This is a genomic window from Aquabacterium sp. (assembly GCF_036273115.1).
Lineage (GTDB): Bacteria > Pseudomonadota > Gammaproteobacteria > Burkholderiales > Burkholderiaceae_C > Aquabacterium.
In genome coordinates this window covers 1-25,057 of the sequence record NZ_DASUIN010000020.1, presented here as the reverse complement: position 1 = coordinate 25,057, position 25,057 = coordinate 1, and the positions used below count along the sequence as shown (strand labels likewise).

General features: G+C 60.9%; 21 protein-coding genes and 3 tRNA genes. 15 read left to right on the top strand and 9 right to left on the bottom strand.

Annotation, left to right across the window (positions count from 1 at the left end; all coding sequences use genetic code 11):
• Positions 1 to 34 precede the first annotated feature (34 nt).
• From hrpA to VFW72_RS07985, 4 genes are all read left to right on the top strand, one after another.
• Positions 35 to 3,997 carry an ATP-dependent RNA helicase HrpA gene (gene hrpA / locus VFW72_RS08000; protein WP_329673760.1) on the top strand — a complete coding sequence of 1,321 codons (3,963 nt, stop codon included), beginning with the start codon at positions 35 to 37 and terminating at the stop codon, positions 3,995 to 3,997.
• 30 nt (positions 3,998 to 4,027) lie between these two features.
• Positions 4,028 to 4,104 (top strand) — tRNA-Pro (locus VFW72_RS07995).
• A 296-nt stretch (positions 4,105 to 4,400) separates the two neighbouring features.
• Positions 4,401 to 5,681 carry a class I SAM-dependent methyltransferase gene (locus VFW72_RS07990; RefSeq protein ID WP_329673759.1) on the top strand — a complete coding sequence of 427 codons (1,281 nt, stop codon included), beginning with the start codon at positions 4,401 to 4,403 and terminating at the stop codon, positions 5,679 to 5,681.
• Positions 5,682 to 5,789: 108 nt separating this feature from the next.
• Positions 5,790 to 6,434, top strand: coding sequence for a CatA-like O-acetyltransferase (locus tag VFW72_RS07985; RefSeq protein ID WP_329673758.1), 645 nt, complete (start codon positions 5,790 to 5,792; stop codon positions 6,432 to 6,434).
• Here VFW72_RS07985 and cueR read toward each other — a convergent pair whose 3' ends face one another.
• On the bottom strand, positions 6,435 to 6,893 hold the full coding sequence (cueR, locus tag VFW72_RS07980; RefSeq protein WP_329673757.1) for a Cu(I)-responsive transcriptional regulator: 459 nt from the start codon (positions 6,891 to 6,893) through the stop codon (positions 6,435 to 6,437).
• A complete protein-coding gene (locus tag VFW72_RS07975) occupies positions 6,877 to 7,086 on the bottom strand; it encodes a heavy-metal-associated domain-containing protein (protein WP_329673756.1) in 210 nt (69 codons plus the stop codon). Before VFW72_RS07975 ends, cueR begins: the two co-directional genes overlap by 17 nt.
• Positions 7,087 to 7,227: 141 nt before the next feature.
• On the opposite strand from VFW72_RS07975, the gene VFW72_RS07970 reads away from it, so the two are divergent.
• The 3 genes from VFW72_RS07970 to VFW72_RS07960 all read left to right on the top strand — a co-directional run bounded on the left by VFW72_RS07970 (position 7,228) and on the right by VFW72_RS07960 (position 10,521).
• On the top strand, positions 7,228 to 9,531 hold the full coding sequence (locus tag VFW72_RS07970) for a heavy metal translocating P-type ATPase (RefSeq protein WP_329673755.1): 2,304 nt from the start codon (positions 7,228 to 7,230) through the stop codon (positions 9,529 to 9,531).
• A 14-nt stretch (positions 9,532 to 9,545) separates the two neighbouring features.
• Positions 9,546 to 9,622, top strand: a tRNA-Arg gene (locus tag VFW72_RS07965).
• Between the two features lie 323 nt (positions 9,623 to 9,945).
• Entirely contained in the window at positions 9,946 to 10,521 is a 576-nt protein-coding gene (locus VFW72_RS07960) for a DUF6160 family protein (protein WP_329673754.1), read from the top strand.
• Between the two features lie 60 nt (positions 10,522 to 10,581).
• Here VFW72_RS07960 and VFW72_RS07955 read toward each other — a convergent pair whose 3' ends face one another.
• Together VFW72_RS07955 and VFW72_RS07950 are read right to left on the bottom strand one after the other, a co-directional pair.
• Positions 10,582 to 11,379 (bottom strand): alpha/beta hydrolase, encoded by a 798-nt coding sequence (locus VFW72_RS07955; protein ID WP_329673753.1) that lies wholly within the window; start codon positions 11,377 to 11,379, stop codon positions 10,582 to 10,584.
• Positions 11,369 to 12,736 (bottom strand): flavin-containing monooxygenase, encoded by a 1,368-nt coding sequence (locus VFW72_RS07950; protein WP_329673752.1) that lies wholly within the window; start codon positions 12,734 to 12,736, stop codon positions 11,369 to 11,371. The genes VFW72_RS07955 and VFW72_RS07950 overlap by 11 nt, the downstream gene beginning before the upstream one ends.
• A gap of 93 nt (positions 12,737 to 12,829) precedes the next feature.
• Between VFW72_RS07950 and VFW72_RS07945 the strand changes: the two genes are divergently transcribed.
• Positions 12,830 to 13,909 (top strand): AraC family transcriptional regulator, encoded by a 1,080-nt coding sequence (locus tag VFW72_RS07945; protein ID WP_329673751.1) that lies wholly within the window; start codon positions 12,830 to 12,832, stop codon positions 13,907 to 13,909.
• A 17-nt stretch (positions 13,910 to 13,926) separates the two neighbouring features.
• Positions 13,927 to 14,592, top strand: coding sequence for a hypothetical protein (locus VFW72_RS07940; protein ID WP_329673750.1), 666 nt, complete (start codon positions 13,927 to 13,929; stop codon positions 14,590 to 14,592).
• A 17-nt stretch (positions 14,593 to 14,609) separates the two neighbouring features.
• Here VFW72_RS07940 and VFW72_RS07935 read toward each other — a convergent pair whose 3' ends face one another.
• Positions 14,610 to 15,356 carry an enoyl-CoA hydratase-related protein gene (locus VFW72_RS07935; protein WP_329673749.1) on the bottom strand — a complete coding sequence of 249 codons (747 nt, stop codon included), beginning with the start codon at positions 15,354 to 15,356 and terminating at the stop codon, positions 14,610 to 14,612.
• Between the two features lie 113 nt (positions 15,357 to 15,469).
• Here VFW72_RS07935 and VFW72_RS07930 point away from each other — a divergent pair, with 113 nt between their 5' ends.
• Positions 15,470 to 17,434, top strand: a complete 1,965-nt coding sequence (locus VFW72_RS07930; RefSeq protein WP_329673748.1) for a hypothetical protein — start codon at positions 15,470 to 15,472, stop codon at positions 17,432 to 17,434.
• Here VFW72_RS07930 and VFW72_RS07925 read toward each other — a convergent pair.
• Genes VFW72_RS07925 through lptF form a run of 4 tightly spaced genes read right to left on the bottom strand, consistent with a single transcriptional unit; the run spans position 17,422 to position 21,138 of the window.
• Complete coding sequence (locus VFW72_RS07925) at positions 17,422 to 18,402, bottom strand: CysB family HTH-type transcriptional regulator (protein ID WP_329673747.1); 981 nt, start codon at positions 18,400 to 18,402, stop codon at positions 17,422 to 17,424. The genes VFW72_RS07930 and VFW72_RS07925 overlap by 13 nt on opposite strands.
• A gap of 10 nt (positions 18,403 to 18,412) precedes the next feature.
• On the bottom strand, positions 18,413 to 18,823 hold the full coding sequence (locus tag VFW72_RS07920; RefSeq protein WP_329673746.1) for a CbiX/SirB N-terminal domain-containing protein: 411 nt from the start codon (positions 18,821 to 18,823) through the stop codon (positions 18,413 to 18,415).
• Between the two features lie 15 nt (positions 18,824 to 18,838).
• Positions 18,839 to 20,005: an LPS export ABC transporter permease LptG gene (gene lptG / locus VFW72_RS07915; RefSeq protein ID WP_329673745.1), complete on the bottom strand. Its 1,167-nt coding sequence runs from the start codon at positions 20,003 to 20,005 to the stop codon at positions 18,839 to 18,841.
• Positions 20,002 to 21,138, bottom strand: a complete 1,137-nt coding sequence (gene lptF, locus VFW72_RS07910; protein ID WP_329673744.1) for an LPS export ABC transporter permease LptF — start codon at positions 21,136 to 21,138, stop codon at positions 20,002 to 20,004. Before lptF ends, lptG begins: the two co-directional genes overlap by 4 nt.
• Positions 21,139 to 21,180: 42 nt before the next feature.
• Between lptF and VFW72_RS07905 the strand changes: the two genes are divergently transcribed.
• The 5 genes from VFW72_RS07905 to VFW72_RS07885 all read left to right on the top strand — a co-directional run bounded on the left by VFW72_RS07905 (position 21,181) and on the right by VFW72_RS07885 (position 25,055).
• Entirely contained in the window at positions 21,181 to 22,821 is a 1,641-nt protein-coding gene (locus VFW72_RS07905) for a leucyl aminopeptidase (protein ID WP_329673743.1), read from the top strand.
• 20 nt (positions 22,822 to 22,841) lie between these two features.
• A complete protein-coding gene (locus tag VFW72_RS07900; protein ID WP_329673742.1) occupies positions 22,842 to 23,276 on the top strand; it encodes a DNA polymerase III subunit chi in 435 nt (144 codons plus the stop codon).
• Complete coding sequence (locus VFW72_RS07895; protein ID WP_329673741.1) at positions 23,273 to 23,743, top strand: hypothetical protein; 471 nt, start codon at positions 23,273 to 23,275, stop codon at positions 23,741 to 23,743. Before VFW72_RS07900 ends, VFW72_RS07895 begins: the two co-directional genes overlap by 4 nt.
• Before the next feature lie 103 nt (positions 23,744 to 23,846).
• Positions 23,847 to 24,935, top strand: coding sequence for a branched-chain amino acid ABC transporter substrate-binding protein (locus VFW72_RS07890; protein ID WP_329673740.1), 1,089 nt, complete (start codon positions 23,847 to 23,849; stop codon positions 24,933 to 24,935).
• Positions 24,936 to 24,964: 29 nt separating this feature from the next.
• Positions 24,965 to 25,055: transfer RNA gene (locus tag VFW72_RS07885), tRNA-Ser, on the top strand.
• Positions 25,056 to 25,057 lie beyond the last annotated feature (2 nt).

Here is a 25,057-nt window from a genome sequence, read left to right as displayed (position 1 = left end):
GGGGATAATCGCGCTCTTGCCTGATGCTTGAGCCATGTCTGCCACCTTCCCCCCCATCACCTTCCCCGAATCGCTGCCCGTCAGCGGCAAACGCGACGAGATCGAAGCCGCCTTGCGCGAGCATCAGGTCATCATCGTCTGTGGTGAAACGGGTTCGGGCAAGACCACACAGTTGCCCAAGATCGCGTTGGCCATGGGCCGGGGCGGTTGGGGCCAGCCTCGCGCGCCTCAAGCACAGCCAGGGCAGAAAACACCCCGCCACCTGCGACCCAAGCTGATCGGCCACACGCAACCGCGCCGCATTGCCGCCTCCAGCGTGGCCAAGCGCATTGCTGAAGAGCTGAACACCCCGCTGGGTGAGGTGGTGGGTTACAAGGTGCGCTTCCAGGATCGGCTTCAACCGGGCGCCAGCGTCAAGCTGATGACCGACGGCATCTTGCTGGCCGAAACCCAGGGCGACCCGGATCTGCTGGCCTACGACACCCTCATCATTGACGAGGCCCACGAACGCAGCCTGAACATCGACTTCCTGCTGGGTTACTTGCGCCAGTTGTTGCCGCGTCGTCCAGATCTCAAGATCATCGTCACCTCGGCCACGATTGATGCCGACCGGTTTGCCAAGCACTTCGAATCGGCCAAGGGGCCGGCGCCGGTCATCATGGTGTCGGGCCGACTGTTCCCGGTTGAGCAGCGCTACCGCCCTTTTGAAGAAAGCCGCGAGTACGGCCTGAACGAAGCCATTGCCGATGGCGTGGACGAACTGTGGCGCGAAGGCACTGGCGACATCCTGGTCTTCTTGCCCGGTGAGCGCGAAATCCGCGAAGCCTCTGACCACCTGCGCAAGCGCCTGGCCGAGCACCGCACGGTGGCCGAAGTGCTGCCCTTGTTTGCGCGCTTGAGCCAGCAAGAGCAAGACCGCGTCTTCCAGACCGGCGGGCCCAAGCGCATCGTGCTGGCCACCAACGTGGCTGAAACCTCGCTAACCGTGCCGGGCATTCGCTACGTGATCGACGCCGGCCAAGCGCGGGTCAAGCGCTACAGCTTCCGCAACAAGGTCGAGCAACTGCAGGTCGAGCCCATCAGCCAAGCGGCGGCCAACCAGCGTGCGGGCCGATGCGGCCGGGTGGCTAACGGCATCTGCATCCGGCTGTACGACGAGAAAGATTTCAACGCCCGCCCGCGCTTCACCGACCCCGAAATCCTGCGAAGCTCGCTGGCTGGTGTGATTCTGCGGATGAAGTCCCTGCACCTGGGGCATGTGGAGGATTTCCCTTTCATTGAGCCGCCGCTGCGCAAGGCGATCGCCGACGGCTATCAGCTGCTCAATGAGCTGGGCGCGGTCGACGACAACAACGAGATCACCCCCTTGGGGCAGACCTTGGCCAAGTTGCCGCTGGACCCTCGCGTGGGCCGCATGATCCTGGAGGCGAAAGACCGCCAAGCCTTGGCCGAAGTGCTGGTGATTGCCGCGAGCCTGAGCGTGCAGGATGTGCGTGACCGCCCGATTGACCAGCAACAGCAGGCCGACCAGAAGCACAAGCAGTTTGATGACGAGAAGTCCGAGTTCATGGGCACCATCAAGCTGTGGAGGTGGCTGGATGAATCGCGGGGTGGGCACGGCCACCACGAGCCCGGTCAGCCAGAAAAGCACAAGCTCAGCCACCGCAAATACGAAGCCCTGCTGCGCGACAACTTCATCAACCCGCGCCGCGTGCGAGAGTGGAAAGACGTCTACACCCAACTGCACACCGTGGTGGCCGAACACAACTGGCGTCTGAACACGGCCCCCGCCACTTACGAGCAAGTGCACCTGTCCTTGCTGTCAGGCTTGCTGGGCAACATTGGCTGCAAGAGCGATGAAGACGAGTGGTACCTGGGCGCTCGCGGCATCAAGTTCTGGAAGCACCCTGGTGCCAATCTGAGCAAAAAGCCGGGTCGCTGGATTTTGGCGGCCGAATTGGTGGAGACCACCAAGCTCTACGGCCGTGGCATTGCCAACATCGACCAGCCCTGGCTGGTGCAGATGGGCGGCCATTTGCTCAAAAAGCAGTTGCTCGAACCGCATTGGGAAAAGAAGGCGGGTGAGGTCGTGGCGCTGGAGCGTGCCACCTTGTATGGCCTGGTGGTCTACAACAACAAGCGTGTCAACTTCGGCTTGGTCAACGCCCGCGAGGCGCGCGAGATCTTCATTCGCGAAGCCCTGGTTGGCCAGGAATGGGAAACGCGTTTGCCTTTCCTCGCACACAACCGCAAGCTCATCAGTCAGGTTGAGCAACTGGAGCACAAGTCGCGCCGGCAAGACGTGCTGGTGGACGATGAGCTGATCTACGCTTTCTACGACGCGCAGATTCCGCCTGATGTGATGAGCGGCCACAGCTTCGAGCGCTGGTACAAACAGGCCAGCCGAGAGAACCCCAAGCTGCTCTACCTCAGCCGTGAAGAGCTGATGCGCCACGAGGCTGCCGGCATCACCAGCGCCGCCTTCCCGAAATACGTGCGCATGGGCGGCGTGGACTGTGCCGCTACCTATCTGCACGAACCGGGTGACGCCCGCGATGGCGTGACGGTGACCGTGCCCATTTATGCGCTCAATCAGGTCAGCGAAGAGCGGGGTGAGTGGCTGGTGCCTGGCATGTTGAAAGACAAGGTATTGGCGCTGGTCAAGAGCCTGCATCAAAAGCCGCGTGCCCGACTGGTGCCGCTACCCGACTACGCCGAGGCCTTTGTGCAGGCGGTGGAGTTCGGGCAGGGCAGCTTGATGGAAGCCTTGCTCAAGGCCGTGCGCGACAAGACCCAGTTGGACGTCAAGCGCAATGACTTCAAGCTCGACATGCTCTCGCCCCACCTGTTCATGAACTACCGCGTGGTGGATGAACATGGGCGCCAACTCGGCATGGGGCGCAACCTGGCCGCCTTGAAGGCGGATCTGGGTGCCTTGGCGCGCGGGGCCTTCCAGGCACTGGCTTCGCTCAAGGCGCAAGCCGTGGCGCAGCCCGCGCAGGGTGACAGCCCGGAGGGCGCGAGCAGCGTTGCCCGTGCAGATCAGGCTGGATCCGGCAAAGGCAACGGTGCACCTCCCAAGACCGAAGGCAAGCCCGGCGCAGGGCCACAGTGTGTCCCGGGCCCACAAGCCAAGCAAGCCACCGCCAGCCAGACCTTCACCGACTGGACTTTTGGCGAGTTGCCTGAGTTGATGGAAATTCAGCGGGGCGGCCATACCCTCATTGGCTTTCCTGCCCTGATCGACAAGGGGCAACACGTTGAGATCGACATCTTTGACGAACCCGATGTGGCCGCTGCCAAGCACCGTGCGGGCTTGCGCCGCCTGGTGGCTTTGCAGATCAAAGAGCCGCTCAAGTATCTGGAAAAGAACATCCCTGATCTGCAGAAGATGGCCATGGCCTATATGAGCCTGGGCACGGCGTATGAATTGCGTGATCAGATCATCGATGTCGCACTGGACCGAGCCTACCTGGCTGATCCTCTGCCCACGGATGCCGCCAGCTTCAAGGCGCGAGTGGAGGAGGGACGTACGCGCCTGAACCTGATCGCGCAAGAAGTGGCGCGTCTGGCTGGCTCCATTCTGGTGGAATACGCAGCGGCCACCCGCAAACTCAAAGACGCCAGGCCGCCCAAGGATGTGGCCGACGACATTGCCGGGCAACTGCAACGTCTGATGCCCAAGCGTTTCGTCACGCAGACACCTTATGTGCAGCTGCAGCACTTCCCTCGCTACCTCAAGGCCATCACACTGCGTCTGGACAAGCTCAAGGGAGACCCCGCGCGCGATGCTCAGCGCATGACCGAATTGCGCCCCCTGGATCAGCGCTACACGAGGCGTCTGGCAGAACTCAAGGGTGTCCTGGATGCCCGCACCGACGAGTTCCGTTGGCTGTTGGAGGAACTGCGTGTGAGCCTGTTTGCGCAAGAGTTGCGCACGCCGCAGCCTGTCAGCATCAAGCGACTTGAAAAAGCTTGGGCACAAATTTCGTCATAAGGTCAAAAGTGCGCTATACTCTTGCTTCTTCGGGGCGTAGCGCAGCCTGGTAGCGCATCTGCTTTGGGAGCAGAGGGTCGTGAGTTCGAATCCCACCGCCCCGACCAAAAAAACTGACGGGTTAGCACTTCTGGTGCTAACCCGTTTTGTTTTGGTGTCGCAAATGCGTTGGCGTTGGCGTTTGCGTTGGCGCATTGATGCCGTCCCGACGTCAGTGTTGCGCTTGTCCGCTCCAGCCATGCCATCCCATTTCCGATGGTTCTAGGGAGTGATGGGAGTTCGCAAAGACGATACCTTCCTGCAAACATGCACCTTGAACCCTGGGCCTTTGTGATCGTTCAGGGTCGAGGCGGGGTGCATCGATATTCCGCCGTTGTGGACTGTTGGCTCTCGTGAGGGGGCAATGAACCTTTCTGACCGATTCTTCTTGCGGCAGGCCGAGCGGCGTTTGGCAGCTTTGCCATTGCCATGCGCCGTCCAGCTTCCTGGTGGGCTGCGCATCGGGGCCTCTCAACCGATGTTGCAGTTGATGGTGCGCGATGTGCGCACGCTCATGCATTTGGCTCAAGGTGTCATCGGCCGGTTGGCTGAAGACTATGTCGAGGGGAGCTTGCAAATCGAGGGGCAACTGCGTGACCTGATGACCATTGCGCCAGCCTTACTGGGCATCGATCCGACGCAGGTGCCATCGACATGGCGCCACCGGGCATGGCAGAACACCCGATTGGCCATCAGATCATTCGGCAGTCACAGTCGTGACCGCGACGCCAGGCAGGTTCAACAGCACTACGACGTCTCCGACGATTTTTATGCGCTCTGGCTTGATCCTCGACGCATTTACTCGTGCGCGTATTTTTCCGAGCCCACGATGACGCTGTCGCAAGCGCAGGAATCCAAGCTTGATCACATCTGCAAGAAGCTCATGCTGTCGCCGCGTGATCGATTCATTGACATCGGTGCAGGCTGGGGTGGGTTGCTGCTGTGGGCGGCAGAGCACTACGAGGTCAACGCCACGGGCATCACGCTGTCGAAGAATCAGTACGCCTATGTCAATCGTCTCATTGATGCAAGAAAGCTCCAGGGACGTGTGCGCATGTTGTTGCAGGACTACCGTGATATCGATGAATCTCACCCCTTTGACAAGGTGGCATCGATTGGGATGTGCGAGCACGTGGGCGCGAAAAATTTGACGGCTTACTTCGCCAAGATTCGGCGCATTTTGAGGCCGGGAGGTTTGCTGCTCAATCAAGCCATCACCAGCGGCAGCACCGAAGCAGCTCAACTGGGGGGCGGATTGGGCGACTTCATTGAGAAATATATCTTTCCGGGTGGTCAGCTGGTGCATGTGAGCGTCATGTTGGCCGCCATGGGCAAGAGCAAACTCGAAGCTGTGGATGCAGAGTGCTTGCGCCCGCACTATGCCCGGACCCTATGGCATTGGGCCGATGCGTTGGATGCGCATCTGGATCAGGCAAGGCGGGTTCTGGGGGCTCGGTCTGAGTCCGTGATCCGCGCATACAGGCTGTATCTGGCGGGCTCGGCCATGGGGTTCGAGCAAGGTTGGTTGTCGCTCTTCCAGGTTCTTGGGGTAAGAGAGGATGACAACAGGGCTTGTGCGTACCCCTTCAACCGCAGCTATATGTACCTGTCAGCAGAGGGGCATGACCTCGGCCCCCCGCCATGATGGAACGGCCGTGAGTGGCGTCTGCTAATCTGCTGATTTGTCGGGTTGATTTTCTGGCTGCTTGATGCTGCTGAAGTTAACCCGCTTTGTTTTTCAGGAATCAGCAACATGTCGGGCAAACGCGCCATCGATCTGGCGTCCTACAAGCGGCGAGACATTTTCCTGGCGTTCAACGATCGCCTCATGCCGCAATTCAGCACCACCTCTGAGGTGGACGTCTCCGGTATCAAGCGCGTGGCTGAAGAAACGGGGGAATCGTTTTTCATCGCGATGAGCTATGCCGTATCGCGGGCGGTCAATGCGGTACCCGAATTTCGGCATCGTGTCATCGATGGTGTGCTGTACGAATACGAGTGTGTGCACCCGGGCTACACCGTCGCACGCGAAGACGAGCTCTTCTCGTTTTGCGATTCACGCTTCGATGCGCACTATCCCACCTACCGTGATCTGGCCCGATCGAGCATGGAGGCCGTGCGGGTGCAGCCTGACCTGGGTGTGGGCGACAAGCACCAGATGTTCTTCATCACCAGCATTCCCTGGTTTCGCTTCACAGCGTTCCATCACCCTTATGACCCCTTGTATGGCTACATCCCGGTCATCACCTTGGGGCAATATCGAGAAACGCAGGGGGGCGGCACCATGCCCGTGGCCGTGCAGGTGCACCACGGGGTGGTTGATGGTGTTCACGTGGCCAAGTTCTACGCCGCACTGACCGAACTCAGCCAGTGCGCCGAAACCTGGATGAAGGCCTGATCAAGCCTTTTTCGCGGCCTTCTTGCCTTTGCCTTTTTTGCTGTCGCTGGCCAGGTCTTCCAATATGGGGCAAGCAGCGCGGTTGTCGCCGTTGCATTGCTTGACCAACTGTTGCAGGCTGCGCTTCATGGTTTCCAGCGCATCAATGCGTTGCTGCAACTCATCAATGCGGGTTTCGGTCATTTTCTTGACTGTGGCGCTGCTGCGGCGGCGGTTTTGCCACAGATCGACCAGTTGGCCGATTTCAGGAATACCGAAGCCCAGATCTCGGGCGCGGCGAATGAAGTGCAGCGTGTTGATCGCGTCTTCGCCGTAGAGTCGGTAGCCCGATTCGGTGCGAGGCAGATTGGCCATCAGCCCCAGGCTCTCGTAATGGCGAATCATTTTTTGCGAGATGCCGGTGATGCGAGATGCTTCACCAATGTTCACGTCTGCGACGGTTTCAGTTTTGGACTTCATAGCCTTCTTCCGCAATCGCTTGCGCGACGGCATCGCGCGTGAGCGTAGATTGAACAACGACCTGACCTTGCGGTAGATCGACAGTCACCGAAGCCTCGGGGTCTTGATGCTGTATGGCTTTGGTCACGGCTTTGACGCAGTGCTGGCAGCTCATGCCCTTGACTTGCAGCTGATGGGTTTGAGTCGAGCTCATGGATGATCCTTTGTTCGATGGCCGTTTGGACGTACATCGCAGTATCCGGCCTGACATCGTGTCAGAGTCAATCACTTGACCTTGACATCATGGCAAGGGTGATACTTGAGCCGATTGTTATCCGAAATTCCGGGTTTTGCCATGTCTGAATCATCTTTACTTCCTGAGCGTCCCCAGAATCGCACTGATTTCCAGATGGCCGTGCGTGGCATGACCTGTGCGGCGTGCGTGAATCGGGTGGAACGGGCGTTGCGCAAAGTGCCCGGGGTCGTGCAGGCGCAAGTCAACTTTGCAACTGAGACAGCGGCGATTTCGACCAGTGCTGAGGCGCGCGAGTTCGATCCCGAGTCCCTCGTTGCGGCTGTGCAAGACGCGGGCTACGAGGCGCATCTCCAGTCGCAGGACGAGCCTTTGGAGGAAGAAGCGCAGAGTTGGTGGGATGTGTGGGGGGCGGTCAGCCTCGGATTGTTGGCCAGTGTCCCCCTGGTCTTGCCCATGTTTTGGGGGCGGCATGACTTCTGGCCGGCCTGGGTTCAGTTCGTGCTGGCAACCCCTGTGCAGTTCGTGCTGGGGTGGCGCTTTTACAAGGCTGGCTGGTCAGCCCTCAAAGACCGTAGTGGCAACATGGATCAGTTGGTGGCCTTGGGCACCACTGCCGCATGGGGATTGTCGGTCTGGCTATGGTGGCGCCACGGTCATGATGTGGCTGGGGGCAGTGGGCATGACTCGGTGCATCCAGGGCAGCATGCCCAGCCTCCGCTTTATTTTGAGTCGGCTGCAGTGGTGATCACCCTGGTGCTGCTGGGCAAGGCGCTCGAGGCCAGAGCTAAACGCCAGACCACGCTGGCCATTCGGGCTCTGCAGGCGTTGCGCCCGAATACCGTTCGGCGACTGGGCCCGCAGGGAGAAGTCGAGGTGCCGGTTGCTCAGGTGGTGGTGGGAGATGTGCTTGCGGTTCGGCCTGGCGAGCGCATTCCCGTCGATGGGGTTGTGACTGAGGGAAGCAGCCATGTCGACGAGGCCATGCTGACGGGGGAGCCTTTGCCGGTCAGCAAGGCGGAGGGCGACAAGGTCACCGGGGGCTCCATCAACGGCGAAGGGCGACTGCTGATGAAGGTGTCGGCTGTGGGGGCGCAAACCATGCTGGCGCAGATCATCCGGAGGGTGATCGAGGCGCAGGCCACCAAGGCCCCGATTCAGCGGGTAGTCGACCGGGTTTCTGCCGTTTTCGTTCCCACTGTGCTGGTTGTGGCCCTGGTGACCTGGCTGGGCTGGGTGCTGGCTGGGGCGTCGGTGGATCAAGCCGTGATTCGTGCCGTCGCGGTGCTCGTGATTGCCTGTCCGTGTGCGTTGGGGTTGGCTACGCCTGCCGCCATCATGGCGGGAACGGGGGCCGCCGCCCGCAGCGGCATCCTCATCAAGGATCCTGAGGCGCTTGAGACGGCGCATCGCGTCAAGGTGCTTGCCTTTGATAAAACCGGCACCCTCACGGTAGGGCGCCCCAAGTTGCTCGATCTGCATGTTGCGGACGAAGCCGATGCTGGGGCGCAAGCGGAACTGTTGCGGGTGGCAGCTGCACTGCAAGCCGGCAGCGAGCATCCGCTGGCTCACGCGGTCATTCATGCCGCAGGGGGCTCTGTGTCCGCAGCGAGAGAGGTGCAGGCCGTACCGGGGCGGGGTGTTCGCGGCATCTTGGGGGCGGAAGGGCGTCCCGAAGTCTGGGCATTGGGTAGCACGCGCTGGATGGGGGAGCTTTGTCGTGGTGGCTTGTCTCCTCAATGGCAGTCTTGGGCGGCCACTCAGCAGGGCAAGGGGGCGACGGTGTCGTGGCTCATGGCGCTGGATGCCTCGGGCGCGGGATCAGTGCGAGCGGGGCTGTCGTTTGGCGATGAAATCAAACCGGGGGCAGCTCAAGCCGTGGCCGCGCTGCACGATTTGGGCATCGATACCGTCATGATTTCCGGGGATAACCGCAGTGCGGCCGAGGCTGTTGGGCGCCAGCTCGGTATCAGTCGGGTTGTGGCGGAAGTCTTGCCCAATGAAAAAGCCGACCGGGTGCGCGAGTTGCAGCAAGGTCCTGGTGGCGAGCATCGGGTTGTGGCCATGGTCGGCGATGGGCTCAATGATGCGCCAGCGCTGGCTGCTGCAGATGTGGGTATGGCCATGGCCAACCCCGAGGGTGGGGCAGACGTGGCCCTTCAGGCGGCGGGCATCACCTTGATGCGGGGTGACCCATTGCTGATCGCCGCAGCGCTCGATATTTCTCGACGAACCACTCGCAAGATTCACCAGAATCTTTTCTGGGCGTTTGCCTACAACGTGTTGGGCATCCCCCTGGCGGCGCTGGGTGGGTTGAATCCGATGGTGGCGGGAGCAGCCATGGCATTCAGTTCAGTGAGTGTGGTCAGCAACGCCTTGCTGCTGTCGAGGTGGCGCTCGCGGTAAACTTCGCGCTTCGGCTGTCCGTAGCTCAACTGGATAGAGCAACTGCCTTCTAAGCAGTAGGTCGGGGGTTCGAGTCCCTCCGGACAGGCCAGATGACTCGCATTGCAGATTTCACTCGTCTGGGGTGATTATCTGTACCACCCCACAAATTGGGTGTCTCGGAAAGCCGCAAGTTGGGTAAAGCCACTCTTGCGGCTTTTGTTTTTTTGTGGCTGACCTGCTGTTTTTGCGTGAAAAGCTTGCGTGAAATATGCCCTGGCCTTTCGCGGCCTAAGGTAAACCAGATGAAGTCGTCAGACCCTCGTTCTCTACAGTTCACATCAGCTTGACAAGCCCGGCAGTCGCAAGACTCTCAACGATGGCCTGCCAGGCGGTTCCAAAAAAGTGGCCTTTCAAGATTGAGTGGAGAGAAGCATGCAAAAGATCAAAAGCGCTGTGGCTGCAGCTGCCTTGTCCCTGTTGGGTCTGTCGGTTCATGCCGCAGCCGTGGTTGATGATTCCGAACTGAGCAGCGTGACTGGTCAGGACGGCGTGACCATCGGTGGCGACCTGAACATCAACATCGGAGCCTTCACCTGGACCGATACCGACACCAACGGCGGTTCCGTGTCGTTCAACGGCATCCACATCACCGGCATGTTCGTGCAGACCATCGACGTGATCAACGGCGAAACGCTCGTGAACTCCACCATCACTGCCATGAAGCAGTATGTGGGCACCGGCGCCAAGGCCATCACTGAAGCCAACAAGCTGCTGTACGACACCTACGACGCTTTTGGTACCTCGACCGGCGTGCCTGTGTATGACCCCACCGATGGTGGCGCTGATGCAGTTCAGTTCGCTTTCCCCAACGCCAAGCTGGACCGTCGCCTGACTCCTACCGTGAAGATCGACTCGATCAAGAACGGTAACAGCAACAAGTCCTACGGCTCGCTGGAAATCAAGAACATCGACATGCAAGGCACCAAGATGTGGCTGTGGGCTCACTGATGCCCCGGTCAGCTTGCTGATCTGAATGACAACACCGGCCTCGTGCCGGTGTTGTTCATTTCAGGGAGCGATTTCGCGCAAAGTCTGGCTCAGCCACTGAAAGAAATGTGCTCTGGCTGTGTCGTCGAACACCATGTGCGACGACTGAGGGTGAATGTGGACTTCACCCTGGCGCAGTTGGCGAAACACGTGGCCAGCCCAGGCTGGCACGATGCGGTCTTTGCCTCCCAGGTAGACCCGGACAGGGCAGGTCAGATCCTGCCATGGCACTTTCGACGCCTGGGTGCGGTCGAGGAACCACCAGGCCACCTGCATCAAAGCGCGTCCGCTCTCTGCTTGCAGGGCGTCAATCTTGGCTTCCTGCAGCACGGCGGGCGTGTCGTGATACAGCCCGAAGCGAGCTTCTGATGCTGTCAGCCTGAATGCACGGAGACCCATCATCTGAGTCAGGCATGGGCGCAGGAACACGCGGAAGTTCGACCAGGAAATCGCCCAGGCACCCGACGGAATGGCCGGAGTGACCGCGATGACGCCAGGCACATCCAGACCGCTTTGGTGCAGTTGGGCGGCGGCCTGTAATGCAATGAGCCCGCCCATGGAGTGTCCGATCAAGATCGGTCGGGTGGGTTGGGTGCTGATCCACGCGACCAGGTCGGCCACATAGTCTTGCAGGCCCAGGCGGCCGAGCTGTTTCGGGTCTTGGTAGCGCAGGCCATGCTCTGGTAGTTCGTAGTCAAGCACCTCATAGCCCTGTGCTTGGATGTGCGCGGCCGTATCCCCCCAGGTGTGCCGATTACTCCACATGCCGTGAATCAGCACCACCGGCGCGCGTCTGGAGGGGGAGTGTTCAGGCTGCATGAGGCCAAGTCGAAGGGGGGCGGTGTGCCGATGCTACAGCGCTTGCCACCGATGTCGAAACGTAGTCCGAGGGCAATTCCTTCAGCAGCCGTTCCCTGAACACAGGGTAGTCAACCGTGATGGTGTGCCGCGGGGTATCGAGCTGCGGTTGATCTGGATGAGCCAGTTCTTCGCGAATGGCGCCAGCCAGATCTCGTGGCGGTGCCCATTTGCCTACCAGCATGCGTGCCAGTATCTTGGCCTGCAGTTCGGCGGCGGGCCAGATGCAGCCAAAGGGTTGGAACAGGCCGATGAAGGCCAGATTGGGCACGTCGGCAGGCAGCATCTTCAGGTACAGAGGCGGCTGCCCGGATGAGTAGTCGATCAAGCGCTTGTCGAAGAAGGGATGGTCTATCCAGAAGCCCGTGCAGCAGATGAGTGCATCGTAGTCGGCCTGACTGCCGTCGACGAAGTGAACAGTCTGCCCATCCAGTCTGGCGACGTCGCGTTTGACGCCGATCTCCCCGTGGCGAATGAAGTAGATCAGTTCGGAATTCGATGTGGGGTGGGTTTCCAGTACGTGGTGGTCGGGGGCTTGCATGCCGAACGACTCGTTGCGGCCATTGATGAAGGTCAGCAAGGCTTCGAGTGCCCAAGTGCGCAGTCGGCGTGGCAGCCAGCGCGCGCGGTGTGCCATGCGGTTGTGAAGCACGTCAGCCGGGCGCCCGAAAATGAATTTCGGCACGATCCAGTAACCTCGACGCATGGAGATGTCGGTGCGGGCTGAGACGCGCGCCGTCTCGACGGCCACGTCGCACGCGCTGTTGCCGGCGCCCACAACCAGCACGCGTTTGCCCGCAAACGGAGCAGCCCGCTTGAAGTCGTGGCTGTGCAGCATCTCGCCCGTGAATGTGCCTGGGTAGCTCGGCCAGCGAGGTTTCCAGTGGTGACCATTGCACACCACGAGGTAGTCAAATACTTCGGTGGCCGTGGCGCCATCGGGCTCGTGGCGGCTGTGGATTTCCCAGCGGCCATCACCAAGAGGTCGGCATTGCTCCACCAGCGTACGAAACCGGACCTTGCCGGTGACGCCGAAGTGCTGCGCGTAGCTCTGGAAATAGTCTTTCAGCAGACGATGGTTGGGGTAGTCCGGGTAGGACTCGGGCATCGGGTAGTCGTGGTACTGCGAGTACTGTCGCGACGAGATGATGTGTGTGGTCTCGAATACGCTGGAATGCCCCGAGCGTGAATCGAACACCCAGTTCCCTCCGACCTCGTCGCCGCGGTCAAAAAGGGTGACGTCGGTCAGACCTTGGTCAAACAGATTCTTGGCAGCCGTGATGCCGCTGGGGCCGGCGCCAATGATGGCGATCTTCATGAGCACACTCCTCGTTGGGGTTTGCGCCATTTCAGCAAGACCGCAGCGTGTTGAGAATGGGTGCCACGGACCAATTCATTTAGTCAACCGGCCATGCGTTATTTCAGTGTGGAGAGCCTGCGTCTGATGTGCGACCTCCTGCGCGAGCACGGATTGGATGGTTCTGTCTTGCTCGATGCGGCGGGTTTGGCGACGAATCAGAACCTGGCCGACCCGACCTTGCGGGTGGGGGCGCCCGCCGAGTTGGCGGTGTTGAGACGCTTGCGGGAAGCCGCTCAATGCATGCCAGGTTTGGCTGTTCGGCTGGGTCAGCGCTATCGTTTGGCCACATTGGGTTCATTGGGGATGGCGATGTTGTCGGCTCCCACGGTGGCCGACAGCTTGCAAGCTGCGCTGCGCTATCAGGGCTTGAGCTTTTCCTGGTTGCGCTTCGATGGGACCATGCAGCCACAGGCGTCTGCCGGTGCCGAGCCGGAGGTGTGCATCACTCTGGATACAGGCCAGGCTCCGCTCGACCTTCGCGACTTTCTGTTGTGCCGCGATGTGGCTGCAGTCGGTGCCATGTTGCGTGACTTGGCCGGAGATGAGATGAAGTTTGTTCGGGTGGCGTTGAATCTGGCCGACATCACGCAGGCCGACGGATTACAAGCCTACCTGGGATGCCCGGTGGCGCATACCCGTGGGACGTCTGCACTGACGCTTCCCGCCGACCTGTTGCTGCGGGCGAACCGACATCATTCGGTCACGGCGCATGCTTTGTGTCTTGCCGCATGCGACGCGCAATTGGCCGCTTTGCAGCCTCTTGCCCAGCGCAGCCAGTCGCGAGACTCTTCGGTTCGCGTCGAATCGATGCTGCACCAGCATCCGGGCCGATTGCTGGCTCATGAGGAAGTGGCATCCATGCTGGGGGCCTCGGAGCGCACCTTGCGCAGGCGTCTGGCCAACGAAGGAACCTCCTTTCGCGATGTGCGCGAGCGTGTTCTCCAGGCCCGAGCCCAGTCTCTTCTGACTTCGACGACGCTCACCGTGTCAGATGTGGCCGAGCAGCTGGGCTTTGCCGATGCTTCCACGTTCTGTCAGGCTTTCCGGCGTTGGTTCGGGCAGACACCCGGTGCCTACAGAAGGGCTGCCAGCCAGAGGGAAGTCCACTATGATCTTTCCATAACGAACTGAACCAGGGGCTGCACACCATGTTTGCTTCGATCAAGAAATGGATGGGGTCCTCCTCGAAAGGGGTGGACCAAGGCGGCGTGCTGTCAGCCTGGGCCAAGGCGGAAGGCCATGCCTTCAAGCATGTGTCGGGGCGGGTGTCGGGCTATGTGGTGGAAACCACGCGCGGCTGGCGCGTCGAGTGGGGCGACTCTCAGCGTCGCGTCTACATACCCGGTAAAGAGTTGCGCTTTCGCAGCGAAACCAGCATGCCTCACGATGTGCAGGTGGTCATGCTGACCCGAGCGCTGGCGCAGACCTTGGAAACCGATGTCTTCAGTCGGTTTACCAACGACATGCAGACCCAGATCGACACCAGTCTGCCCGATGAAATGCGCTGGTTGGCCATGCATCCGCAGGTCGATACACCTCAATCGCCCACCCTGGCCAAGCGCTTCGTCATTCTGTCCAATGCCGTCGAAGTCTCGCAGTTGTGGCTCGATTCAAGCCTGATTGCAGCGTTTGAAGAGGCCGCCAACTCGTGGTGGACGGATGAGTTGATGCTGGTGCTGACGGTCAACCGGGGCATGCTCACAGTGCGCATGGCGGGCGACGATATCGACCCCGAGGTGCTCAAGCAGGCAGCCGATCTGTTCGACCTGGCCGCCCGCCGCTTGCGCGAAACCGCCTTGCAAACGGCGGCCTGATGGGGCGCTAAAGCAGTTCAGTCTGGAATCAGGCCCGGGATCTGACCCTGGGCCAGATTGATCAAGGCATGCTGTTTTTCCGCGTTCATCTGGGCGCGCAAAGCCGAATTGGCGGCGTCGTTGGCCAACTCTTTGATGCTGGCCATCACGCTGGGGGGCAGTCGCCCCAGTTCCTCCGCCCAGTTCAAGGCTTGAGTCAAGGCCTGGCCTGTCGGTGTCAGGCGTTGCACCAGGCCCCACTGCTGAAGTTGCTGGGTGGGCAGATTGCCGGTGTGCCACATGATTTCAAGCGCACGAGCGCGCCCCACAGTGCGAGCCAGCGTATGGCTCAAACCGCCTTCCGGTGGCATGGCTGCCGAGGCGGGGTGGGCGCAAAAGCGCGCGGTTTCTGATGCCACCACCAGATCGCAGGCCAAAGCCAGGGCCATGCCGCCGCCGGCTGCTACACCTTCCACTGCGGCAATCACCGGCTTGGGGAAGCTGCGCAGGGCCTCGATCCACTGGTGGAAATCTTCAATCTGTGCACCTTGAGCGGCCAGGTTCTGGCGTTGTTGCTTCAAATGCTGCAAGTCGGCGCCACTGCAGAAATGCTCGCCGGCGCCGGTCAGTACCACAGCCGCCACATCCGGGTTGGACTCGGCCATGTTCAGTGTTTCAATGCCGGCGGCGAAAACCTGACGGGCCAGGGCGTTGCGGGTCGCAGGGCCGGACAGTGTGATCAGCAGGGTCGCGCCATGGCGTTCGGTCAACAGTTCAGTGGTCATGCCAGAAGGTGGTGAATCCAACACAAATTGGCGGGTTTCCCGGGGGCTTCCCGTCCAATGGAATACAAGGTCCACATGCTAGAGTCAAAATCAAAGGTCAATGAAGCTCCCACATGAATAAGTTCAAGCGGGGCGTACTGGCGGTTCCGGCCGCGCTGGCACTCTGGGCATGGTCTGCTCCAGCCAGCGGCATGGGGCTCGGGCGTCCCATTACCCGCGCCATCCTGGGCGACACACTGGCGGTGTCTGTCCCCGTGCGCCTTGAGCCTGGCGAGGAGCTGGCAGCCGAGTGTGTGCGCGCCGAGGTGCAGTTTGGTGATGACAAGCTGGCTGCTTCGGCGGTACAGGTGTCGGTCCGCGACAGTGTGGCGCCGGTAGGCCGAACCGCCACCCCGATGGTGCAGGTTCGGACCTCGGCCTTGATCAACGAGCCCGTGGTCACGGTGACCTTGACCGTAGGCTGTCAGGCGCGGATCACACGCAAATGGGTCAGCCTGGTCGACCCGCCTGACGTGCAGATGCCGGCGATTGGCGAGCCGGCGTCCGCGACCACTTCGGCAGCGACGTCGGCGCAGGCGGAGCCGGATGCAGGGATGACCCAGCCACTGAAGGCGGTTCGCGATCCGATCTCTCGCACCAGTGGGCTGGGGCACAAGGCGCCCAGTTTTTCTCTCGCTGGGGGCGAACCTAGGGCTGCAGATCAGAACAAGTCGGCGCGCAAGCAATCCAGCGCACGCAAGGCTGCGGCGGCCGCGCCCAAGCGAGCAGCAGCGCCAGTGCGAGAAGCCCCGCGGCTTGAACTCGACCCGGTGGCAACCGAAGCGGCGGTGTTGCCCGGCTTGCAGATGGCTCAGGGCTTGACGGTGCCTCCGCCGCAGGATGAGGCCTCGTCGCCGGAGTTGCTGCAACGTCGCCGTGCAGCATCGGCCATCTGGCAGGCCATGAACGCAAGCCCTGAGGAGTTGGCGCGAGAGCGCGATCGTCTGGAAGAGGTGGAGCGCAGACTGGATGCCTTGACGCGTGACAACCAGCGTGCCAGTGAGGCTGTAGCGGGTCTGCAGGGCAGGTTGGCCCGGCCTGATGACAATCAGGTCGTGGTCTATGGACTGGGTGCTTTGGTGGTCTTTCTTGCTGGGGTGCTTGCCTGGCGCGAGCGGGCTTTGCGCCGCGCCTTGGCCGAGCAGTCTGGCTGGTTGCCCTCGCGCACGCCGGAAGAGCTGGAAGAGATGTCGCGGCATGAAGGTGACACTGCCATCTTGCTGTCCGATATCCATGACGTTGTGGCCGAGGTTGATGCGGAGCCTCCTCTGGCCGCCGTGCCGGTCGTGGCGAATGTGACCTCGCCTGTCATGACCTCGACAGAGGTCCCCGTGTCGACTGAAGCGGGCTCAGCCCCGCCACCCCGCCGCGACGCGCCCAAGGAACGTCTGCGCGATGTGTCGGTTGATGAGCTGATCGATCTTGAACAGCAGGCAGAGTTCTTCCTGGTTCTCGGTCAGGACGAGTCGGCCATTGAGGTGCTGGAAGGCTACATCCGCACCACCAGTGCCAGCAGCCCGATGCCTTTCCTCAAGTTGTTGGAAATTTATCGCCGCCAGGGCATGCGGACCGACTACGAGCGCACCCGCATGAACTTCAATCTGCGGTTCAACGCACATGCACCTTTGTGGGATGCCGATCCCACTCATGGTCATGAATTGAAGGATTACCCCGGCATCATCGAGCGCCTGCAGGCCCTGTGGCCCAACCCGGACCAGGCTCTTGAAGTGCTGGAGCGCTCACTCATGCGGCAGGATGCCGAGTCCTATACCTTCGACTTGCCAGCCTACCGCGAGTTGCTATTCCTGTACGCCATCTTGCGCGACCTGACCGAGGACCATGGCAGCGGTGTGCATCACGGTCATGTCATGGTGGCATCGTCTCCCTCACATCGAGCGACAACAGACGATGGTCGTCCCCTGATGGCCACCTTGCCGATGAAGGCTTTGCCTGAAATGGCGCCGGTGCTCAGTCTCGATCTGGAGTTGGACGACCTCTATATCGATCCGCCCGATTTGAATTTGACTCACAAGCCGTAATCGGTACCACTGGTGGCGCCAGAGTCGTCCGGGTTGCGAATGGCCTGCAAGATCATGGCGCGGGTCAATCGGTCTGAAATCAGTTCGGCAAATGCCAGCACAAACTGGCGCAGGTAGGCCCCTCGCTTGAACGCAATGCGGGCAATGTTGGGGCCAAACAGGTGCCCAACTGGGCGCCAGACCAAGTCGCTTTGCGTCTGGTTCTGCATGGTGGGGTCGTCTTTCACGGCCATTTCGGCCACCAGGCCAATGCCCAAGCCCAGGCGGGTGTAGGTCTTGATCACGTCCGCATCGATGGCTTCCAGCGCCACGTTGGGGTGCAGCCCGCGCTGCGCGAAAGCTTGGTCAATGCGCTTTCGGCCCGTAAACGATGGGTGATACGAAATCAGTGGCTCGGCCGCCAATTGCTCCAGCGTGAGGCGGGGGACTTGCGCCAGCGGGTGGTGAGCCGGCATGACCACCACGTGATGCCATTCGTAGGCTGGCAAGGTCACGAGGTCGGGAAAGTCGCTGAGTGATTCGGTGGCCAGACCAATGTCGGCCACTTCGTCCAACACCATCTGGGCCACCTGCTCGGGCGTGCCTTGGTGAAGGCTGATCGAGACCTTGGGATACTTCTTGCGCAAGGCCGCTACGGGCTCTGGCAGCACGTAGCGTGCTTGTGTGTGGGTGGTGGCAATCGACAGGGTGCCGGCATCTTGCATGGCGTATTCGTCGCCGATGCGCTTGAGGTTGCCTACCTCGCGCAAGATGATGTCGATCGATTCCAGTACCTTCAGACCGGGCTCGGTGATGCGACGCAGGCGTTTGCCATGCCGCACGAAAATGTCGATGCCGAGCTCTTCTTCCAGTTCCAGGATGGCCTTGGAAATGCCGGGCTGCGATGTGTGCAGGGCCTTGGCCGTTTCTGTGAGGTTCAGGTTACGGCGGGCCGCTTCCTGAACGAACCGGAACTGGTGCAGGTTCATGGTGTCAAGCTCAAGGAGCGGCTGGTGGGGTACTCAACAGGCTGGCGGTGCCTTGCGCCAAGGCCAACGCAGAATCGGCCAAGGCGTCGATCAGCAAATCGGTTTCTCCCACTGCGGCACTGAGTCGCCAGGTGATATGCGGATATTGCCCACGCAATGTTTCGAGCAAGGCCGGAAGGTCCTTGCGCACATGGCCGCCAGCGCCCAGAAACAAGGGCACCACGGTCACCTGCTGACAGCCCTCAGCCGCGAGTTCGGCCCCCGCTTGCACGATGTCGGGCGTCATGAATTCCAGAAAAGCCAGCCGAATCGGTGCGCCAGGTTGCCGCAGCGACAGGCGTGTCGCAACGGCTTGAAAAGGGCGCGCCCAGGCCGGGTCGCGGGCGCCATGGGCGAACAACAAGATGCCGGAGGTAGTCATGTAGGCATGAGTGGGTTAACGGTACCGAACCAGCCAGACGAAGGCGCCCAGCGACAAGGACAAGTAAATGATGCTGGGCACCACCGCCGCAATCCAGGGCTGCCAGTGGTGCAACAAGCCCAGGTGACTGCTGATGTGGTTGACCAGCACGAAACTGATGCCCAGCATGATGCCGCCAAAAATCTTCAGGCTCATGCCCCCACTGCGTGCATGGAGGTAGGCAAAGGGCAAGGCCAGCCCCACCATCACGAAACACACCAGTGGGTAGAACACCTTCTTCCAGAACTGCATTTCATAGCGCTGTGCAGCCTGAGCGTTGTTGGCCAAGTGTTCGGTATAGCGCCACAGTGCCATGGTGGACATGGTCTCCGGAGGGAGAACGGAAGCGGCCACGACCATGGGCGTCAGGCTGCTGTACCACTGCAGGGAAGGGCGCTCGGTTTCGGTCACCAACTGGTCGGCTTTGAAAACGGCCTCTTCGGACAACATTTCCTCGTTGTGCCAGACGGCATCAGTCACGCCTTTGAGGTGCCAGATCGAGCCCTTGATGCCCTGACTGTCCTTGATGGATTCAATTTCGCCAGACTGTGCACTGATGCGACGCAGCAAACGACCTTGGCCATCGAATTCGAAAATGCGGATCAGTCCCAGTTGCCCGTGACCATCGGCTTGGCCGACATTGACCGTGATGTTGTGTGCGCCGGTCTTGGCATCGTCTCGGCGCTCACGCAGCCAGGCGCCGCCGTGGCCCAGGTCCAGGCCTTTCTGGCTTCCGACCTTGGCGCGGTGCAGGGTCAGGCGCTGCTCGGTGCGAGGCACCACCCAGTCACCCAGCACGGCTACCATGGCCGCTCCAGCCAACCCCAAGACGGCCAGCAAGGTCAGGGCCCGACCTGGTCCCAGCCCCCCTGTGCGCAAGATGGTGAACTCGGAGGTCTGGGCCATGCGGGCCAGGGCCATGATCGAGCCGATCAGCAAGGCAATCGGAAACAGGTCGTACAGGTGAAAGCCTTGCAGCAGGGTGCAGGCCCAGACTGCGTCGAGCAGGGTGTAGCCCTTCTTGCCGACGCGCTGCATCTCATCCACAAAGTCAATGAAAAAGGCCAGCGCAGAAAAGCCCGCGGCCACCATCAGCACATGGGTGATGATCTGGCGGTAAATCAGACGACGAACGGTCTTCATGCGCGACCTCCGTCAGAGCGCTTGAGCAAGCTGGTCAGAACCGGTCCGGCCTTGCGGATGAACGGTTTGCGCCCCACAGCGGCACCATCTCGCCACCAGGTCACGCCCAGGGCGGCCAAAGTCAGACCACCGTGAACCACCAGCAAAGCAGAAAGCCAGGGTAATTTGCCTTTCGATACCCAGGTCTGGGTCAAGGTCAGCAGGTTGAAATAGACCACGAAGACGAGCAAGGCAAACACCATCGACCAATTGCTGTTGCGTCGTGCACTGCCTGCAGCCAGGCTCAGGCCCGAAAGCACCATGTTGAAGGCGGCCCAGATCAGGCCCAGCCGCCAGACCAGTTCGGCCTTGTGTGGCAGCTGATGTGACAGGATCAGGTCGAGCGTGGGCATGGAGCGCGCATCGGGCGCGGCTGACTGGGCATCGGGTGTTTCTCCCACCAGAATCTTGGCCTGCGTGAAGCGTGACAGCACCTTTTCACCGGTTTCCAGGTCGGTTTGGGTGCGTTCGCCCCGGCTTAACACGAGATAGCGCAAGTTCTTCTCAACGGTGATCTGGCCTTCCTTGGCGGTCACCACGGCTTCCCGCCCGTTTTCGGACATCACCATGAAAACGTTCTTGCCGGTGCGCTCGCCGTCGCTGTGGCTGTCAATGAAGAACACCCGCCGCCCATCGGCCGAGGCCTGGAACTGACCAGGCGCCACGCGGGAAATGTCCGAGCGACGCTCGAAGCGGTCCTTCAATTGCTGGCTCTGTCCCTGGGCCCAAGGGCGGGCAATCAGGGTCAGGACGGCCACGCCAACTAGCACAGGCCAGGCCATGCGCAGCAAGGGGCGCAAGAAGGTGAACTGACGCGCGCCACTGCTTTGCCAAACCACCATTTCGCTCTCACGCCACAGGCGGTTGAGCACCATGATGACCGACACGAACAGCGACAGGGCCACCATCACCGGCATCTGGCCAATCAGGGTGTAGCTCAGGATCAGGCCCACATCGGCCGGGGCGAACGCGCCCACCGTGGCCTGACTCAGGACGCGAATCAGCACCATCGTCAGCACCACAGTCAAAAGCACCACAAGGGTGCCCATAAAACTGCGCCAGAGCTCTTTGCGAACAGAGGAATCGAATAACATTGTCTGGATCTAATCTACCCGTCCATTATGGACGTGCATGACATGGACTTTCGCTCGATCGTTGCCCAGGGTTCGGCCCTGGCACAGGCCACCACCGATTCTTTGCTTCTGATCCTGACCCCAGAGCTCACAGAAACCAAAGACCCCGCGCTGGACAGCCTGATCAAGGACGCCCGCTCTGGTAACGATTTCGAGCTCAAGACCGGCCGCACACTGTATGTTCACCGCCCCCAGGGCGTGAAGTCGGCTCGTGTGGTGCTGGCCGTGGCGGCCGACACGTCAGCCAAAGCCTTCAAAGCTGCTGTGGCCAAGGGCTTGGGCGTGCTCAAGGAACTGGGCACCAGCCAGGTGGTGGTGGCACCGGCCCAAGGCTATGCCTTGACCGCTGCTCATGCTCAAGCGCTGGTGGTGGCAGCAAGTGATCTGACCTATGTGTACCGGCAGACCAAGCCCAGCGCGCCCAAGGCGGCTCGCCTGAGCAAGGTCACCCTGGCTTGCACCGAGCCAGATGCCGCAGCCGTCAAAGACGGTGTGCAGCAAGGGCAGGGCGTGGCAGCGGGTGTGGCGCTGGCGCGCGAATGCGCCAACCTGCCAGGCAACCACTGCACGCCCACCTACCTGGGGCAGGAAGCCAAGCGTCTGGCCAAGGAATTCAAGAACCTCCAAGCCGAGGTGTTGGAGCGTGCCGCCATTGCCAAGTTGGGTATGGGGTCGTTCCTGTCGGTCACCGCTGGAACAGCGCAGCCGCCGAAGTTCATCATCTTGCGCTACAACGGTGCACCCAAGGCGCAGGCCCCCATCGTGCTGGTGGGCAAGGGCATCACGTTCGACTCGGGTGGCATTTCGCTCAAGCCCGGTGCCGGCATGGATGAAATGAAGTACGACATGGGCGGCGCAGCCAGCGTGCTGGGTACCTTCCGAGCCGTGGCCGAACTCAAGCCCAAGGTCAACCTGATCGGGCTCATTCCCACGTGCGAAAACATGCCCAGCGGCACTGCCACCAAGCCTGGCGACGTGGTCACCAGCATGTCGGGGCAGACCATCGAAATCCTCAACACCGACGCTGAGGGCCGTTTGATCTTGTGCGATGCCTTGACCTACGCCGAACGACTCAAGCCGGCCGTGGTCGTTGACATTGCCACCTTGACCGGTGCCTGTGTGATCGCTTTGGGCAACCAGCACAGTGGCCTGTTTTCAAAAGACGACGCGCTGGCCGAAGCGCTGCTGGAGGCCGGCAAGCAGGCGGGTGACACCGCTTGGCGCATGCCCATTGACGACGAGTATGCCGAGTCACTCAAGAGCAATTTCGCCGATCTGGCCAACGTGGGCGGACGCGAAGGCGGTGCCATTACCGCGGCCGTGTTCCTGAGCAAGTTCGCCAAGGCCTACCGTTGGGCCCACCTCGACATCGCGGGCACGGCCTGGAAGTCCGGCGCAGCCAAGTCGGGTACCGGTCGTCCGGTGTCTTTGCTGACGCAATTCGTGCTGAATCAGGCTGCGGCAGGTCAGGATGCGCTCGCGCCCCTGCCTGAGCAGTCAGCCAAGGAAGCCGCAGGCAAAACGTCCACTCGCAAGGCCGTGGCAACCCGCAAATCGGCAGCCGGCAAGACTGCGCCACGTAAGGCGGCCGCACGTACCGTGGCGCGTAAAGCTGGCGCCAAGAGCGCCGGCTCAGCGGCCTGATCATTGGGTGTACAAGGTCAATGGGTAAGGTCGAGTTTCATCACGGCACGTCAGACAAGATCGCCTACGCGTGCCGTTTGTTGCGCAAGGCCTACCGCAGTGGAACCCGGGTGGTGGTAACTGCTGATGACGCCACGCTCAAAACCCTGGATAAACAACTCTGGGTATTTGACGAGTTCGAGTTTGTGCCGCACGTGCATGCCGCTGCGGGCAAAGTCGTGCCGGAGCGCATGTGGTCGACCCCGATCTGGTTGACGGCCGACCCTGCCTCTGCGCCGGGCGAGCGTCAGATTCTGATCAATCTGGGTGGCGACATTCCAGCCAATCTGGACCGGTACGAGCGGCTGTTCGAGGTCGTCTCTTTACAAGCCGACGACCGTCAGCAAGGGCGCCGTCGTTGGAAGCAGTATGAAACGATGGGTTGGCAGATCCAGCCGCACGAGGTGAAAGATTGAGCGCCACGCGTCCCTTCCCGGCACACGTCCCCACCTTGACCGAGGTGGTGGAAGACACGCCCATTCCTGAGCCGCGGTATGCGGATGTGTCCGACATTGATCTCGCCGATGCCGTGGCCGTCGAGCCTGTTGCGCCGTTGGTGCCCGCTCCGCAAGACATTGCGGTGTTGACAGAAGTGGTGCCCGAGTCAGAGGTGCTGCCGTCTGTCGACGCCTTGCTGGACGATCATGCCTCATCAGATGAGGCCAGAATGGTCGAGGTCGCCGAATCGGCCGATCTGACCGCCGATCTCGGTGACGATCTCACCGATCAAATCACCGAGCACGTGATGTCCAGCATGGCGCCTGTGCTTGACCAGTTGGCTCAGCAACTGGTGCAAGATTTGCAAAGCGAACTGAGTCATCGCCTGCGTCATCTGGTGTCACAGGCTGTGGCGCAAGAACTCAGTAAGCGCCGTCCGTCTTGACGGCGGGGCGTTCTGGGCCTTTTTCTCATTCAGCTCCTTCTTACCGTATATGAAAAATACTCAGGTTTGCCTGTCCCTGTCAGCCTTGGCCTGTGTGGCGTCAATGGGTTTTGTTGCCCATGCACAAGCCCAGACCGTGGTTCGCATTGGTCATGTGGCGCCCGTGTCGGGGCCGCAGGCTCACTTTGGCCGTGACAACGAAAATGGCGCACGCCTGGCTGTCGAGGAACTCAACGCCCAAGGCGTGACGATTGGTGGCAAGAAGGTCAAGTTCGAACTGGTGGCCGAAGACGACGCCGCCGACCCCAAGCAAGGCACGGCCGCCGCCCAAAAGCTGTGCGATGCCAAGGTCAATGGCGTGATCGGCCATTTGAACTCGGGTACCACCTTGCCTGCCGCCAAGATCTACAACGCCTGCGGACTACCGATGATCACCCCATCGGCCACCAATCCTGAGTTGACCACCCTGGGCTACAAGAACGTGTACCGCATGCTGGCCAACGACAACGCTTTGGGCGCAGGTTTGGCTCGCTATGCCCAAGGCACCCTCAAGCTCAAGAAGGTCGCGATCATTGATGACCGCACGGCCTACGGTAAGGGCGTGGCCGAGGTGTTTGCCAAGACCGCCAAAGAGCTGGGTATGGATGTGGTCAGCCAGCAATACACCAATGACAAGGCGGTGGACTTCATGGCCATTCTCACGGCCATCAAGAACAAGAAGCCCGACGGCATTTTCTTCGGTGGCATGGATCCTCAAGCCGGCCCCATGCTGCGTCAGATGCAGCAGTTGGGCATGACCAAGGTGTACATGTTTGGTGGCGATGGCATCTGCACCGACAAGTTGATGGACCTGTCCAGCGGCGCCAGAACCCTGGCCAACGTGGTGTGTGCAGTGGGGGGCGCTTCGTTGGACAAGCTGCCCAATGGCAAGACCTGGCGTTCGCGTTACGACGCCAAGTTCCCTGGTCAGTTCCAGGTGTACGCGCCCTACACCTACGATGCGACCATGGTGCTGGTGGATGCCATGAAGCGAGCCAACTCGGCCGACCCCAAGGTGTATGGCCCGAAACTGGCTGCGGCCGACTACCAGGGCGTGACCGCCAAAGTGGTGTTTGAGCCCAATGGCGAACTGAAGAACCCGGCCATGACGTTGTATGTCTACAAGGACGGCAAGAAAGTTCCGCTGAACTAAGCCGAATTCGGGTTATACTCGATGGCTCTGGAGAGGTGGATGAGCGGTTTAAGTCGCACGCCTGGAAAGCGTGTGTAGGTTAATAGCCTACCGCGGGTTCGAATCCCGCCCTCTCCGCCAGA